Origin of the sequence: Nocardia goodfellowii, assembly GCF_017875645.1 — a bacterium.
Classification (GTDB): domain Bacteria; phylum Actinomycetota; class Actinomycetes; order Mycobacteriales; family Mycobacteriaceae; genus Nocardia; species Nocardia goodfellowii.
This window is the reverse complement of record NZ_JAGGMR010000001.1, coordinates 5198511-5212583: the sequence shown is the minus strand read 5'-3', so window position 1 is coordinate 5212583 and position 14073 is coordinate 5198511. Positions and strand designations below refer to the sequence as shown.

The 14073-nt window shown below is 65.9% G+C and carries 14 protein-coding genes; 4 read left to right on the top strand and 10 right to left on the bottom strand.

Annotation, left to right across the window (positions count from 1 at the left end):
• Positions 1 to 3: 3 nt before the first annotated feature.
• Positions 4 to 792, bottom strand: coding sequence for an SDR family NAD(P)-dependent oxidoreductase (locus tag BJ987_RS23930; RefSeq protein WP_307869738.1), 789 nt, complete (start codon positions 790 to 792; stop codon positions 4 to 6).
• A 241-nt stretch (positions 793 to 1033) separates the two neighbouring features.
• On the opposite strand from BJ987_RS23930, the gene BJ987_RS23925 reads away from it, so the two are divergent.
• Complete coding sequence (locus tag BJ987_RS23925) at positions 1034 to 1630, top strand: TetR/AcrR family transcriptional regulator (RefSeq protein ID WP_209894239.1); 597 nt, start codon at positions 1034 to 1036, stop codon at positions 1628 to 1630.
• A gap of 22 nt (positions 1631 to 1652) precedes the next feature.
• Here BJ987_RS23925 and BJ987_RS23920 read toward each other — a convergent pair whose 3' ends face one another.
• From BJ987_RS23920 to BJ987_RS23885, 8 genes are read right to left on the bottom strand one after another with little or no spacing between them, the layout of a single operon-like run.
• Positions 1653 to 3089, bottom strand: coding sequence for an MCE family protein (locus tag BJ987_RS23920; protein ID WP_209898954.1), 1437 nt, complete (start codon positions 3087 to 3089; stop codon positions 1653 to 1655).
• 2 nt (positions 3090 to 3091) lie between these two features.
• A complete protein-coding gene (locus tag BJ987_RS23915) occupies positions 3092 to 4276 on the bottom strand; it encodes an MCE family protein (RefSeq protein WP_209894237.1) in 1185 nt (394 codons plus the stop codon).
• 1 nt (position 4277) lies between these two features.
• Entirely contained in the window at positions 4278 to 5513 is a 1236-nt protein-coding gene (locus tag BJ987_RS23910) for an MCE family protein (protein WP_209894235.1), read from the bottom strand.
• Positions 5510 to 6529 (bottom strand): MCE family protein, encoded by a 1020-nt coding sequence (locus BJ987_RS23905; RefSeq protein WP_209894233.1) that lies wholly within the window; start codon positions 6527 to 6529, stop codon positions 5510 to 5512. Before BJ987_RS23905 ends, BJ987_RS23910 begins: the two co-directional genes overlap by 4 nt.
• Positions 6530 to 6531: 2 nt before the next feature.
• Positions 6532 to 7557: an MCE family protein gene (locus BJ987_RS23900; RefSeq protein WP_209894230.1), complete on the bottom strand. Its 1026-nt coding sequence runs from the start codon at positions 7555 to 7557 to the stop codon at positions 6532 to 6534.
• A complete protein-coding gene (locus BJ987_RS23895; protein ID WP_209894227.1) occupies positions 7554 to 8711 on the bottom strand; it encodes an MCE family protein in 1158 nt (385 codons plus the stop codon). Before BJ987_RS23895 ends, BJ987_RS23900 begins: the two co-directional genes overlap by 4 nt.
• A gap of 8 nt (positions 8712 to 8719) precedes the next feature.
• Positions 8720 to 9565, bottom strand: coding sequence for an ABC transporter permease (locus BJ987_RS23890; RefSeq protein WP_209894224.1), 846 nt, complete (start codon positions 9563 to 9565; stop codon positions 8720 to 8722).
• 9 nt (positions 9566 to 9574) lie between these two features.
• Positions 9575 to 10372 carry an MlaE family ABC transporter permease gene (locus BJ987_RS23885; protein WP_209894221.1) on the bottom strand — a complete coding sequence of 266 codons (798 nt, stop codon included), beginning with the start codon at positions 10370 to 10372 and terminating at the stop codon, positions 9575 to 9577.
• A gap of 345 nt (positions 10373 to 10717) precedes the next feature.
• Here BJ987_RS23885 and BJ987_RS23880 point away from each other — a divergent pair, with 345 nt between their 5' ends.
• Positions 10718 to 11581: an Rv1363c family protein gene (locus tag BJ987_RS23880; RefSeq protein WP_209894219.1), complete on the top strand. Its 864-nt coding sequence runs from the start codon at positions 10718 to 10720 to the stop codon at positions 11579 to 11581.
• The gene (locus BJ987_RS23875; RefSeq protein WP_307869737.1) at positions 11578 to 12108 is read left to right on the top strand and encodes a twin-arginine translocation pathway signal; all 531 of its coding nucleotides are present in this window, start codon (positions 11578 to 11580) and stop codon (positions 12106 to 12108) included. The genes BJ987_RS23880 and BJ987_RS23875 overlap by 4 nt, the downstream gene beginning before the upstream one ends.
• 10 nt (positions 12109 to 12118) lie before the next feature.
• Here the strand turns inward: BJ987_RS23875 and BJ987_RS23870 are convergent, their stop codons facing one another.
• Positions 12119 to 12745: a TetR/AcrR family transcriptional regulator gene (locus BJ987_RS23870; protein ID WP_209894217.1), complete on the bottom strand. Its 627-nt coding sequence runs from the start codon at positions 12743 to 12745 to the stop codon at positions 12119 to 12121.
• Between the two features lie 155 nt (positions 12746 to 12900).
• Here BJ987_RS23870 and BJ987_RS23865 point away from each other — a divergent pair, with 155 nt between their 5' ends.
• Positions 12901 to 14073, top strand: a complete 1173-nt coding sequence (locus BJ987_RS23865) for a spirocyclase AveC family protein (RefSeq protein WP_209894215.1) — start codon at positions 12901 to 12903, stop codon at positions 14071 to 14073.

Here is a 14073-nt window from a genome sequence, read left to right as displayed (position 1 = left end):
TGCTCATATCACCGACCCGCCGTTCACGCCGAGGACCTGACCGGTGATGTATCCGGCTTGCTCCGAGCACAGGAACAGGCACGCCGCCGCGATGTCCTCCCCGGTGCCCAGGTGCCCGACCGGAATCGCGCGGGCCATGGTGGCGTTGTCGGGCAGATTCCCGGCCGCCTGCGACTGCCTCGACATCGGCGTATCGATGCCCGAGGGGGGAATGGTGTTGACGGTGATGCCTTGCGAGGCGTATTCGCGCGCCAGCCCTTTGGTCATCGCGACCACCGCGCCCTTGGCCGCGGTGTAATGCACCATGCCCGGCGAGCCGCGCTGCGCGCTCGACGACGAGATCGTCACGATCCGGCCCCATCCCGCGGCCAGCATGTCCGGGATCGCGGCCTGTACGCAGTGGAAGACACCGGTCAGATTCACCTCGACCACACGCTGCCAGGTGTCCGGGCTGATCTCGGTGAATGGTGCGAAACCCACCAAACCCGCACTGGTGACCAGGATTTCGATCGCACCGAACTCGGCGCGAACCTTGCGCAGCGCCTCGCGCACCGCGGCGCGGTCGGTGACGTCGACCTCGCACGCCATCGCCACACCGCCCTCGGCCCGCAATCGCTCGGCGGCACGCTGCGCGGCGGCGCCGTCGATATCGAGGACCGCGACCCGGTCACCGTGGGCGGCGAACGATCGGCAGATGGACAGTCCCATCCCCGATGCGCCGCCGGTCACCACGGCGACCCGTGCGACACCGGTCCGGCGCTGAGCCACAGAAGCCTTGGAGGAAGTCGTCACAGGCAACACCACATTCTTCGATCGACCGCACGGCACCGGGTCGTCACGGGGCGGAACCAGGCTGGACGCCCTGCTCCGCAGCCTTAATCGAGTGATTAATTAAGCGAGTGATTAAGATATACGGCAGAGGATTCGCCGCTGTCAAGACACCAGCGAAGGACAGCCGCGAGGACTCGGATGCGCCGCCGTGCACTGGGCCGTCCGTAAGCTGATGCGGCACAGAACCCAGGAGGCCTCACCCATGAAGTCCGAGCGCGGCGTCAGCACCGACAGCGTGACCACCCGGGCCGCGTTGCTCGACGCGGCGGAGCAGATCATGCTCGAGGAGGGCTACGCCGCGGTCAGCACGCGGCGCATCGCCGCACTGGCCGGCGCCAATTCCGCGCTGGTCTACTACTACTTCGGCAACATGGACAACCTGTTCGTCGAATTGTTCCGCCGCGGAGCAGATCTCGGCTACCAGCACCAGCTCGACGCCCTGCGATCCGAGCAACCGCTGTGGGCGCTGTGGGAGTCCATTCACGACCAATCCCGGACGGCGCTGACGATGGAGTTCGTCGCGCTCGCCAATCACCGCAAAGCGATCCGGGTCGAGATCACCGAGTCCTCCAAGCGATTTCGCGCCCTGCAGCTGTCCGCGGTCTCGGAAATCCTCGCCGGATACGGCGCCGAGGCGCTCCCCTACACGCCCGGCGCCCTGGTCCTGCTCATGTCGAGCATCTCCCGCTTCCTGCGCATGGAGGAGGCCTTCGGCATCGATACCTGTCACGCGGACGCCGTCGAGCTGATCGAGACCTACCTGCGCGACCTCGAAGGCGAGCGGCGGCCCCGCTCCTGAGCGGCGAGGCATCGATGGGTACTCAGTGCGGGAGCATGTCCTTCCATGCCGCGACGCCGGGCCGCGTCAGATCCGTCTGTCGATAGAGGCTGCCGTCCGGTCCGACATATCTGCCCGTGCCGGGGTCGTAGCGAGCGATGCCGACCGAGGGCGTCAAGAGATTGTCGGCGCCCGGCGGGCCGGACTCGGCGGGACCGTAGCGCGAATCCGGCGGCACCCCTTGGTCTTCCAGTTCCGGATCACGCGGGTACGGACCGACGACTGGCTGTTCCCCGGCCACCGGCTGGAATTCCTCGTCGCTGTTGCACAGGGCCGCGGTCGGGGCACGCTTGCCGGGACGGCCGAGACACGGGTAGTTACGCGCGCCGCGCACCGCGATCGCGGAATCCTGCGGCAGCTTGCAGTACATGCCTTCCGGTGTGTCGATGGTGGTGATGTCGGAGGGCAAGCGCCACGACGAAGGCGGCAGAAACCCGACGGTGCAGGCCGGCGGATCCGAGGTGCCGCTGAGCCGGAAGTCGCCCAGCCCCCAGCCGGACGCGTTGTTGGTCGGATGCACCGCTTCGATCATCGAGATGGCCGGCGGCAGCAGCACCAAAACCTGTTCCAAGGCAGCGTGATACGTCACTCCGAGCTGCCCCACGCTGCTCAGGTTGGCGAGCAGCACCGGCAGGGTCAGTCGTACCGAGTCGAGCAGCCGCGCGACCTCCCCGGCAGCGCCCGGCCCGGTGCGCAGCAGGGTGCGAATGTGGGGGTCGTCGGCTACCAGCTGCGCGGTGACGCCGGAGAGGCTGCGGGTCCAGATCCGGATGGCGTCGGCGGTGCGTGCTTGCGAATCCAGAAGTGGCGCGGTGTCTTCCGCCAGGGCGCGGGTGGTCGCGCCGACGCCGTTCAAATCGGCGGCCAGCGTCCCCGCGGAGGTCAGCAGCGAATCGAGGTCGTAGGCCGCGCCGTTCATCCCCTGGAACAGTTCGCCGAGCAGGTCGTGCAGCTTGTCCGCGGGAATGGTGTCGACCAGCGCGCTGAGCCGGTCCAGCATCGGCCCGACCGGGTCCGGAATCGCGGTGTCGCGCTCGGCTATCACCGACCCCTCCTGCAGATAGGGCGGGGAATCGGTGCGCGGTCGCAGCTCCACGTACTGCTCACCGACGGCCGAGACACTGCGCACCTCGGCGTCCAAATCGGCGGGGATGCGCCATGATCCGCTGATCGCGAGGGTCGCCCGCACCCGGCCGTCGATCAGTTCGACGCGGGTGACCTTGCCTATCTCGACTCCGCGATAAGTGACGTTGCCGAAGCGGTAGAGGCCGCCCGCGGCCGGCAACTCGACCGTGACGTTGTAACTGCCGATACCGGCCAGCGTCGGCAGCCTCATGTAGACGGTCGCCATCACCACCAGCCCGATGACCGACAAGATCGCGAAAATGATCAGTTGCGTCCGGACGAAACGCGTCAGCAACATCAACGGCCTCCGGGGATCGGAAAGGGTAACTCGGGCACGGGGATCTGAGGTACGGGAATCGGGGGTTGGATCCCGACGGCCAGCGGGTCCCTGGTCTGGGTGGCGTACCCCGGATCGCCCACGGCCGCTTGGATCACGGCTGTCGGATCACCCCAGGGCGTGCCGAGCAGAAGCTCACGCCGCAGGCGCGGGATCGTCAAGTCGACGGTGGCCATCAGATTGACATAGTCGCCCTTGAGCGCGTGGTCGATGCCGTACTGACCATAGGGATAGGTGGTGGCGAAGGCGATCGCGGCGGCGATCCGGTCGCCGACATCGGCCAGCGCGCTCAGGGTCGGTTCCAGATGCTCGAGGTTGGTGACGAGGTCGCCGCGCACCTCGGTGACCACGCCGGAGGCCACGGTGCTGAAGGTCTTCAGCCGATCGAGGGCCGTGACGAGATCCGGCCGGGCCGCGATCAGGGCGTCCAGGGCGGGCGGCAGGGTCCGCAGCACTTCGGTGACGGTGTCGCGCTGTGCGGCAAAGGTTCCGGCCAGCCGGTTCAGCCCCTCGATGGTGGCCACGATGTTGTGCCGCTGGCCGTCCAGAGTGCTCATCAGGGTGTCCAGCCGGGTCAACAGCGCGGCGATCTTGTCCGTGCGCCCGGCGAACGCCTCGTTCAGGCTGTGGATGATGTCCCCGATCTGACCGAGGCCGCCGCCGTTGACCACCACCGACACCGCGGCGAGGGTCTGCTCGGTCGACGGATAGGTCGAGGAGGCGTGCAACGGAATAACCGCTCCGGGCGGCAACTGTCCGGCGGGTGCGACGCCGGGCGGGGTGTTCAGCGCCAGATGGCTCGAGCCGAGCAGACTGGTCTGCCCGATGGCCGCCACCGCGTTCGCCGGCACGATCGTGGCGGGCCGCAGCGCTACCTCGACATCGGCATGCCAGCCCCGCAAGGTGATGGCGCCGACACTGCCGACCACCACATCGTCGATCATGACCGGCGAATTCGACACCAGCGTACCGATATTCGCCAATTCCACGTGGATGGTCGTGGAGCCCGGCTCGTGGCCGGCGGCGCCGGGCAACTGCATCGAGTTCAGGCCTTGCCAGCCGCAGCCGGTGGCGCCGACGAGCGCGCAGGCGCCGAGCGCGAGCAGTGTGCCGTATCGCCGCCGGGGCAGGTGTGGTCCGGTCATCTCAGCGCCCTCCGCCCGGAAACAGGATGTCGAGCAGGCTGGGCAGCGTGGGCGCCTGCGCCTGGGTGTCGACCACCTGGGGGATCAGGTGTGGTTCGGTGTAGATCAGATTGTCCGGATTCGCCGTCGGGCTGAGCACCGGATTGACCGCTACCGGAAGGTAATTGAATTCGAGCAACTTCAGGAACGGCCCCAGATAGTCGCGGCAGCGGATCGCCGATTCCGCGGCGGTGAGGTTCTCCAGGCTGGCGATGCCACCGCAGATGAACTGAATCGGGTTGGTGAAGTTGTTCAATGCGAAAACCCCTGCCTCGGTGGCGGTATCGGGGTTGTAGATGTTGTAGAAGTTCGCCAGGCTGGTCGGAAACAGGTGCAGAAGCTCCTCGAGATCGCCACGGTGATCGACCAGATTCTGCGTCACGTTCGCCAGCCGCAGCACCTGTTCGCTCGCCTTGTCGTGATTGCCGCGCACGAATCGCTGGATGTCACCGACCGCGACCGACAGGTTCGACAGCGCCGCGTCCAGGTCCGACCGGCTGTCGTCGAGCAGGCTCGACAAGGTGGCCAGCCGATTCTGGAATTCGACGATCTGGACGTTGCTGCCGCGCAGTACGGTGACGAACCGTTGCAGGTTCTCGATGATCTCGACGATGTCTCCACTGCCGTTCGCCAGAATCCTGCCGACGCCGGACAACTGCGTCAGCGTCTGGCGCAGTTTCTCGCCGTTGCCCGCCAGCGCGTTCGCGGCACTGTCGATGAACCGGCCCGTCGAGCTGCTCGACAGCGTGTCCGGGCCGAGATCGGTGGCCAGTCTGGTCAATTGGGTCTTGATCTCATCCCATTCGACCGGCGACGCCGTGCGTTCCAGCGGGATGACCGCCCCTTCGGTCAGGACCGCGCCGCTGCCGCGATAGGACGGCGTGAGCTGCACATAGCGCGCGGCGATCAGACTCTGGGCCACGATCACGGCCTTGGCGTCGGCCGGGATCGAGACGTTCCGATCGATGTCGAGCACCATCTCGGTGGTGGTGCCGCGCGGTTCGATGGACGCGATCCGGCCGACCTTCACGCCCGCGATCCGCACGTCGTCACCCTGATAGATCGCCGTGGCGGAGCTGAACACGGCGCGAATAGCGGTGGGCTCGAACCAGATTCGCTGCACCGCCACCGCGCCCGCGGCGAGCACGATCACCACCAGCAGCGCCCCGGCGACGCGCCGGACCCGCGGACTCCTCATCTGGGCGCCTCCGTACTCGGCAACGGAATCGTTCCGAATGCCTGCTCGATGTAGGGCTGGATCACCTGCGCCGGAATGAGATTCGCGACATAGGCGTTGTAGAAGGGGCCGCTGGAGACGATCTCGCCCTGGGTCAGGGTGACCTTCACCAGACCCGGCAGCGCCGCGCCGATGCTGTCGCGATTGCGCTCCAGCATCGCCACCACCGAATTCAGCCGATCCAGCGTCGGCCCGAGTTCGGCCTCGTTGTCGGCGACCAGACCCGAGAGCTGCCGGGCGACCGCGGCGGTGTTGGCGAGCAGGTCGACGATCGCCTGCCGCCGCTCCGCCAGCACACCCAGCAGCGAATTCCCGTTCAGCAGTAGCGCATTGAGCTGATCACTACGTTGCGCGAGGATGCCGCTGACCGTGGCGGTGGCCCCGAGCAGTTCGCCCAGCGAGGTATTGCGCTCGTTGATCGACCGCGACAGCGCGCTCAACCCGTCGAAGGCCGGGCCCAGTTGCGGTGCGACGCGATCGAGCGTCGAGGACAACAGTTCCAGGGAGTCGTTGAGTGCCTTGGTGTCGATATCGGAGACATTGGTCGCGAGGTCGCCGACCGCGTCGGTCAGCGAATACGGCGACGACGTACGCGAAACCGGGATCACCTGGGACTGACGCAGGGTGCCCGCGCCCTCCGAGATCACCGTCAGCACTCGTTTGCCGAGCAACGAGCCGGTCTTGATATGCGCCGAACTCCGATCGCCGAGCCGGACGTCGGCATCGACTGTGAACACCACCCGCGCATCCCCGTCGCGCAGCGCCACTTTCGCGACCCTGCCGACCTCGACGCCCGAGACCACGACGTCGTCACCGGTTCGCAGGCCGCCGGCCTCGGTGAAAACCGCCTCGTACCGGACGGTCGTCCCCCACTCCATGAAGCGCTGGGACTGCAACCCGATGAGGATCACACAGACCATGAGAACGATGCCGACCAGCCCTTGGCGGACCAGATGATTACCGCGATATTCGAGCATGGCTAGGGCACACACCTTCCCGAATCCTGCGTGACGGCGGGCAATACCACGACCTCGCCGGAGGGATCACTCACCCGGACGGTGAGCTGGCACATGTAGTACTGGATGAAATTCCCGTAGGTGCCGGTGCGCGCCATCTTGCGAAAATTCTCCGGAGCCCGCTGCAACGCCTGTTCCAGGGTCAGCCTGTCCGCGTCGAGTGCCGGTGCGAGACGGGCGAGTTGGTCGATAGTGCCCGCCAGCGGCGGCCTGGCCTGGGTGAGCAGATCGGCGACCGAGGCGGTGCCGTTCTCCAGCGCGATGATCGCCGCGCCGATCGGGTCGCGGTCTTGCGAGAGCTGGGTGACCAACTGTTCCAGCCTGTCGATGGTGAGGCCGAACTGCGCGCCGTCTTGGGACAGCGTCCGCATCACCGTGTTCAGGTTGTCGATCAGCTGCTGCACGACCGTGCCGTTGTCGGCGAGGGCCGTGGTGAACGAGGCGGTCTTGGACAACAGCGAATCCATCGTGCCCTCCCGGCCCTGCATGATTTCCAGCAGCGACCAGGTGAAGGCGTTCACGTCACGCGCGTTCAAGCCCTGGATCACCGGCTTCAGCCCGCCCAGCAGCAGATCGAGATCCAGTGCGGGCATGGTCTTCTCGGCCGGAATGCGGGCTCCGGGCTGGAGCAGGGCGGTCGAACCCGGCCCTTCGGTGAGTTCCAGGTACCGGTCCCCCACCAGATTGAGATAGCGGATCGCGACCCGGGTTCCGTCCGTGAGCGCGATGCCGCGGTCGGTCTCGAACTCCACGGTCACCTGATGGTCGGCGCGCAGTGTGACGGTGCGGACCGTGCCCACCCGGACACCGGCGATCCGCACGGTATCGCCCGCGCGCAATCCCGAGGAATCGATGAAGTCCGCGGAATAGGCTTCCGCCGCACCCGCCCGGTAATTACTGAACACGACGATCAGGACCCCGGACAACACCAGCATCACCGCCGCGAACACCCCGAACTTGAGCAGCGGGCCGTTGCGCTGCGCGTTCATCGGACACCACCCGGCCCGACGCCGAACAGGATCTGTTGCAGCGAATCCGCGTTCAGTCGCACGTCCCGGTCCCCGCGCTCGAACGGGTTCGCGCCGACATCGGCCACCACGAACTTCGGGCGGCCCTCATAAGGCACCGGGAGAACCGAACACTGCGGTCCGCCGCTCGCCGCGACCTTCGGCAGGTCTTGGGGATACCGATAGGGATAGGTGCCGAACAGGAAGTTGGCCGAGATCGCCACGCCCTCGTGCCGGGCCGGCGGTAGCTCGTTCAAGGTGGCCAGGCCCTCCACCGAGCAGTTGAGCGCCGCGTTGTAGGCGTCGGTGAGTTCGGTGGTGGGCACCAGCAGGCGCAGCGTCGTCGCCAGGGCGGCCCGATTGTCGCCGAGGACCTGAGTTCCGGTGTCGGACAAACCGATCAGCCCGGTCAGCAAGGCGTCGAGATTGTCCTGCTCCTCGACCACGGTCTGACTGATCCGGATCGCGTTGCCCGCGATGTCGACCAGCGCGGGCGCGGAGTCGGCGTAGGCGTCGACCACCACCGGCGCCAACGCCAGATCGTTGTCCAGCGCGGGCAGCGCGGGTTCGAGTTGCGCCAGAAAGGATTCCAGATCGGTGAGCATGCGGCCGGTCTGCTCGCCGCGCCCTTTGGTGGCCGCGGCGATGGCGCCCAGGGTCTGGTTGAGCTTCTCCGGTTCGATCCGGCCGAGTACCTGAGTGAGTTGCTGGAACACGGTATTGATCTCGACGGTCACGTGTCCGGCGTCGAAGACATGACCGGCGGTGATGGCGGGCGCGGCGGGGCGCTCCGGCGGGATGAACTGGACGAACTTCGCGCCGAAGACAGTCGTCGCGGAGATGTCGACGGTCGCGTCGGCGGGGATGTTGTGCAACTGCCCGGCATCGATGGCCAGCTCGAGCACCGCCATCCCGTCGGGCCGCTCCTCGATGGCGGCGACCTTGCCGACGGTGATACCGAGCATCTGCACCTTCGCGTCCGGATACATCACCAGGCCCGCTCGCCCCGACACCACGGTCACCGGAACGGTGTCGGCGAGACCGCCCTGGAACAGCATCGCCGCACCCGCGACGAGGGCGCCGAGCACACCGATGGACAGCAAACCCACCAAGGGGCGCAACACTGCAGAAATCACGGACTCCCCTAGCCGGACAGATTGAAATTACCGTTGGCGCCGTACACGGCGAGTGAGACCAGCAGCGTGATCGACACGACCGCGATCAGCGAGGTACGCACCGCATTGCCCACCGCGATGCCCACCCCGGACGGACCGCCGCTGGCGAAGAAGCCGAAATAGGTGTGGATCAGCAGGATCGCCAGACCCATGAGCATGGCCTGCGCGAAGGACCACAGCAGATCGATCGGATTCAGGAAGGTCGAGAAGTAGTGGTCGTACAGCCCGGCGGACTGGCCGAGCAGGAACACGGTGGTGAACCGGCTCGCGATGAACGAGGCGACGACCGCCAGCGCGTACAGCGGCGTGATGGCGATCATCCCGGCCACGATCCGGGTGCCGACCAGATAGGTGATCGGTTCGATCGCCAGCGATTCCAGGGCGTCGATCTCCTCGTTGATCCGCATCGCACCCAATTGCGCTGTGGCTCCGGCACCGAACGTGGCCGCCAAACCGATCCCGGCTACCACCGGCGCGGAGATCCGGACATTGATGAATGCCGAAAGGAACCCGGTGAGCGCCTCGATCCCGATATTGCCCAGCGAGCTGTAGCCCTGGACCGCCAGCGTCCCGCCGGTCGCCAGGGTGAGGAATCCGACGATGACGACCGTGCCGCCGAAGACCGCCAAAGCACCTGCGCCCATGCTGATCTCGGCGATCAGCCGAATCGTCTCCCGGCGATAGTGCACGGCCGCGAACGGAGCCCGCGTCAGCGCCTTGACATAGAAGATCGTGTGATCGCCGATGCCGCTCAAGCTGGTGATCGGCCGGCGGATGCGGCGGATGGAGCGCGGATATCGGGCTGCGAGCGTCATGGCCGTCCCCTACCTGGCCGTCATCTGGATGCCGATGGCAGTGACGACGACGTTGATGACGAACAGCGACATGAACGCGTAGACGACGGTTTCGTTGACGGCGTTCCCGACCGACTTGGCGCCGCCCGTCACAATCAGGCCCCGGTAACAGGCCACCAGTCCCGCGACCACACCGAACAGCAGCGCTTTGATCGAAGAGATGATCACTTCGCTGACTCCGGTGAGCAAGGTGATGCCGGCGGCGAAGGCGCCGGGGTTGACGTCTTGGACGTAGACGGAGAAGGCGTAGCCGCCCAGGATGCCGATGATGCAGACCAGATTGTTCAGCAGGAAGGCCACCAGGCCGGAGGCGAGCATGCGCGGGGTGACGAGTCGCTGCACCGGATTGATACCCAGTACCTGCATCGCGTCGATTTCCTCGCGGATGGTGCGCGAGCCCAGGTCCGCGCACATCGCGGTGGCGCCCGAGCCGGCGACGATCAGCACGGTCACCATGGGGCCGACCTGGGTCACCGCGCCGAAGGCCGCGCCCGCGCCGCTGAGATCGGCCGCGCCGAGTTCGCGCAGCAGGATATTCAGCGTGAAGCTGACCAGCACGGTGAACGGGATCGCCACCAGCAGCGTCGGCACCATCGACACCCGGACGATGAACCAGGACTGCTCCAGGAACTCACGGGTCTGGAACGGGCGCTGGAAGGCGAACCGCATGGCGTCCGCCGACATCGCGAACAGTCCCCCGACCGCTTGCAGCACTCCCGAACTGCGCCGGGACAGCCCCGGAGACCAGCTCCGCACTCTGGCCGCCATGTTCCACCGGTCTTCCACTCAGCTTGGAAATGCGATTCTCAAGTTTGGCGAATCTTACATGTCGTAAACGACAATGCAATACTCATCAGCGATGGCGATGAGGCTCACGCGGTCAGAAACGCCAGCTTGTCAGAAGGCGTGCGGGTGAGCGCTTTTCGTCGCATACCCCACCTCGGGAAGGGTAGATCGCACCCCAGCCCCGCACCTCCCCCAGTTCGCGGAAACCTGATTTCCGCTGCGTATATCCGTCATCATGACAGCACTCTGCGCCATTTCAGCTGCTATTGCCGATTCTGGTGATAACGTCATTCTCGCCAATGACGACGCGATGGATTTGGAAGTGCAATGAAGGATCTCGCGGATCCAGATACCGATGTGCGCGCGCTACGGTCGGCCGCCGAAGCGGCACAAGCGGTCGCGGAACAGGCGGAGGCCGACGCGCGGGAAGCCAAGGCCGTGGCCGCCGCGGCACGCGCCCGGACCCGGGCGACGTTGCTCCGGCAGCGCGCCGAAGCCGCGGAAAGCGTGGACGCGGAAGCCACCGGACCGGCGGACGAGCCGACCGAGATCGGGGCGGCCGCCGAGGATACGGCCGACCATCCACCGACGGACGTCGTGACAGACGAAACCGACTCGGCCCCTGCGGAATCCACGACGAGCGCCACGGAATCGACGACGGGCACGGTGTCACGACTACGCCGGCTGCGTAGCCGGATAGCGGCCGTGCCACGGCGCAGAGCGCTCGCTGTCACCGCCGCCCTCCTGCTGATCGCCGCCGCCGCGGGGGTGAGCGGCTTCTCGCTGTGGCAGCACCACGAGTTGGCCGAAAAAGACCAGCGCGCCGCGGAGTTCACCGCCGCGGCGAGGCAGGGGGTCATCGCGTTGACCTCGCTGGATTTCAATCACGCGAAGGAAGACGTGCAGCGCGTACTGGACAATTCGGCCGGCGCGTTCCACGACGACTTCCGCGGCCGCGCCGAGGATTTCACCAAGGTCGTGCAGCAATCGCAGGTCACCACCGAGGGCAAGGTCAACGCCAGCGCGGTGGAGTCGATGACCGACGACACCGCGGTGGTCCTGGTCGCCGCCACCTCTCGGATAACCAATGCCGCAGGCGCGCAACAGGAGCCGCGAGTCTGGCGACTCAGCGTGACCGTGTCGCGCGTGGACGGTCAGCTCAAGATATCGAAAGTCGAGTTCGTTCCGTGATCAGCACAGCCCGCGCGCGGCTCGGCCGCGCCCTCCGTTTCTCCCGCGCCGCACCGGGTGCGCTCGCGCTGACCGTACTGACCATCGCCGCTGTAGTGGCCGCGACGGCCCTCGTCTGGTCGCAATACCTCCCGGACCGCCGCACCGGCGACACCACCTCGCAGGCGGCGCTGACCGCCGCGAAGGAGGGCACCGTGGCGCTGCTGTCCTACGCGCCCGACACGCTCGATCGCGATTTCGCCGCGGCCAAGTCCCGTCTCACCGGCGACTTCCTCACCTATTACGGCCAGTTCACCGACCAGATCGTCACCCCCGCCGCCAAAGCGAAATCCGTCGAAACCAGCGCGGTGGTCGTGCGCGCGGCCGTCTCGGAAGTGCGTCCGGAATCCGCGACGGTGCTGGTTTTCATCAATCAGACGACGACGAGCGCCGAGCGGCCCGAACCGGCGATGACGGCCAGCAGCGTGCGAGTCACCCTTACCAAAGTTGAAGAGTCATGGCTGATCTCGTCGTTCGACCCGGTGTAACCAAGGGAGCTCACGCGGGCGGCGGGGAAGACATGTCGGGCAGCTTGATGACCGACAGATACATCTCCAGCGCCGGCCGGAACAGGTCGATGTCGTTGAGCTGACTGCCGAGTACCACGGAGTCACAGGTGGCGATGAGCATATGCGCGAACGTCAGCGGCGGGATCAACAGGGTGCCGCCGATCCGGCCCAGCCCCTCGACGATGAACTCCGCCAGCGCCTCAACGACTTCGAGCCGCTTGGGTGCCACACGTTCCCGCACTTCGGGATTGCGCAACAGATACAGCGTGAACTCGTGGCCCAGGGCGGCCTGTTCCGCGCCTCGATCGCTGCCGAGCAGACGCCAGCGCTGAGCGATCTCGTCGAGCTCGCGCGCACCCACGTGCCGCACGGCCGACAGCAACTCGGCGAAGGTGTCGAAGTAGCGCCGCCAGTACCGGTCGCTCACCGCGAGGAAGAGATCCTCCTTGGTGCTGAAGTGCTTGTAGATCGCGCCCTTCGTATACCCGGCCGTATGCGCGATGTCGTCGAGAGTCGCTGCGGTGAAGCCTTTTTCGGCGAACACCGCCTCGGCGGCATCGAGCAGCAGCGATCGAGTATGCGCCAGCCGCCGCTCCGCTGTCCACCGTTCAACCATGTCGGCGAGTTTAACAGAGAATCTTAGAACCCCATTGGCATCTCAGATACCCATTGGTATATTAGCCTCGTCGCACAGCGAAGCGCTGATACGTATCCCGCATCCGAGCGGTCGAGCGAGCGCTGCTGGACATCGATTCAGAAGGAGGCAGTTTCATGACGGAACTGTCGAGTAAGAAGAAAGCCACCCAGATCACCGAGCCGCTCGGCGACACCGTCGCGCTCGGCGCCCAGACACCCGCGAAGAGCAAGCCGGTACTGATCTGGGCCGTCATCGGCGGAATCATTCTCGCCTTCCAGCTCTACGTCTGGATTCGCTGGATCACCGGCCCCAATTTCGAACGAGTGCCCACCGGCCCGAGTGATCCACCGACACTGATGAAAACAATTCTTGTCGTCTGGACCGTCGTCATCCTGGCCGGTCTACCGGTCGGCATCTATTACTTCATCGTCAGGCCATGGCGGCGGGAACGGCGCATCACCACCGACGGCATGCTTTTGGTGGCGTGCGGCCTGCTGTTCTTCCAAGATCCACTGCTGAACTACTTCAACACCTGGAGCACCTACAACACCTGGATGTTCAACCGGGGTTCGTGGGTACTCGACGTGCCGGGCTGGCGGTCCTTCGGCGAACCGGGCGCCATGATGGCCGAACCCATCCTGATGAACGCGCCCGGATATTCCTACGGCATCCTGCTGTGCACGATCCTCGGCTGCTGGATCATGCGCAAAGCAAAAGCCAAGTGGCCGAACATCAGCAACAAGGGACTGATCGGCGTCCTGCTCGTCTGGACGTTCTTCTTCGATTTCGTGATCGAGGGACTGTTCCTGATGCCCATGGGGCTCTTCACCTATCCCGGCGCGATCCAATCACTGTCGATCAATGCCGGCACCTACTACCAGTGGCCGCTCTATGAGGGACTGATGTGGGGCGGCGTCCAAGCCGGTCTGTGCTCGCTGCGCTACTTCACCGACGATCGTGGCCGGACCTTCGTCGAACGCGGACTCGAGCGGATCCAAGGCGGATTCGTGCGCCAGCAAGGCACGCGCTTCCTCGCGATCTTCGCGGCCTGCAGCATCTTCTTCTTCGTCTGCTACAACATCCCCGCGCAGTGGTTCGCCATGCACGCCGATCCCTGGCCGGCCGACATCCAGAAGCGCTCGTATTTCGATATGGGCATCTGCGGTGAGGGAACCGGGCGACTGTGCCCCGATCCCGCTCTGCCGATCCCCGGCAAGGACACCGGCTACATCAATCCGGAGGGACAGCTCGTGCTGCCGGAGGGCGTAGAACTCCCCGAAGTCATTCCCTTCGATAGAGGAAACTGA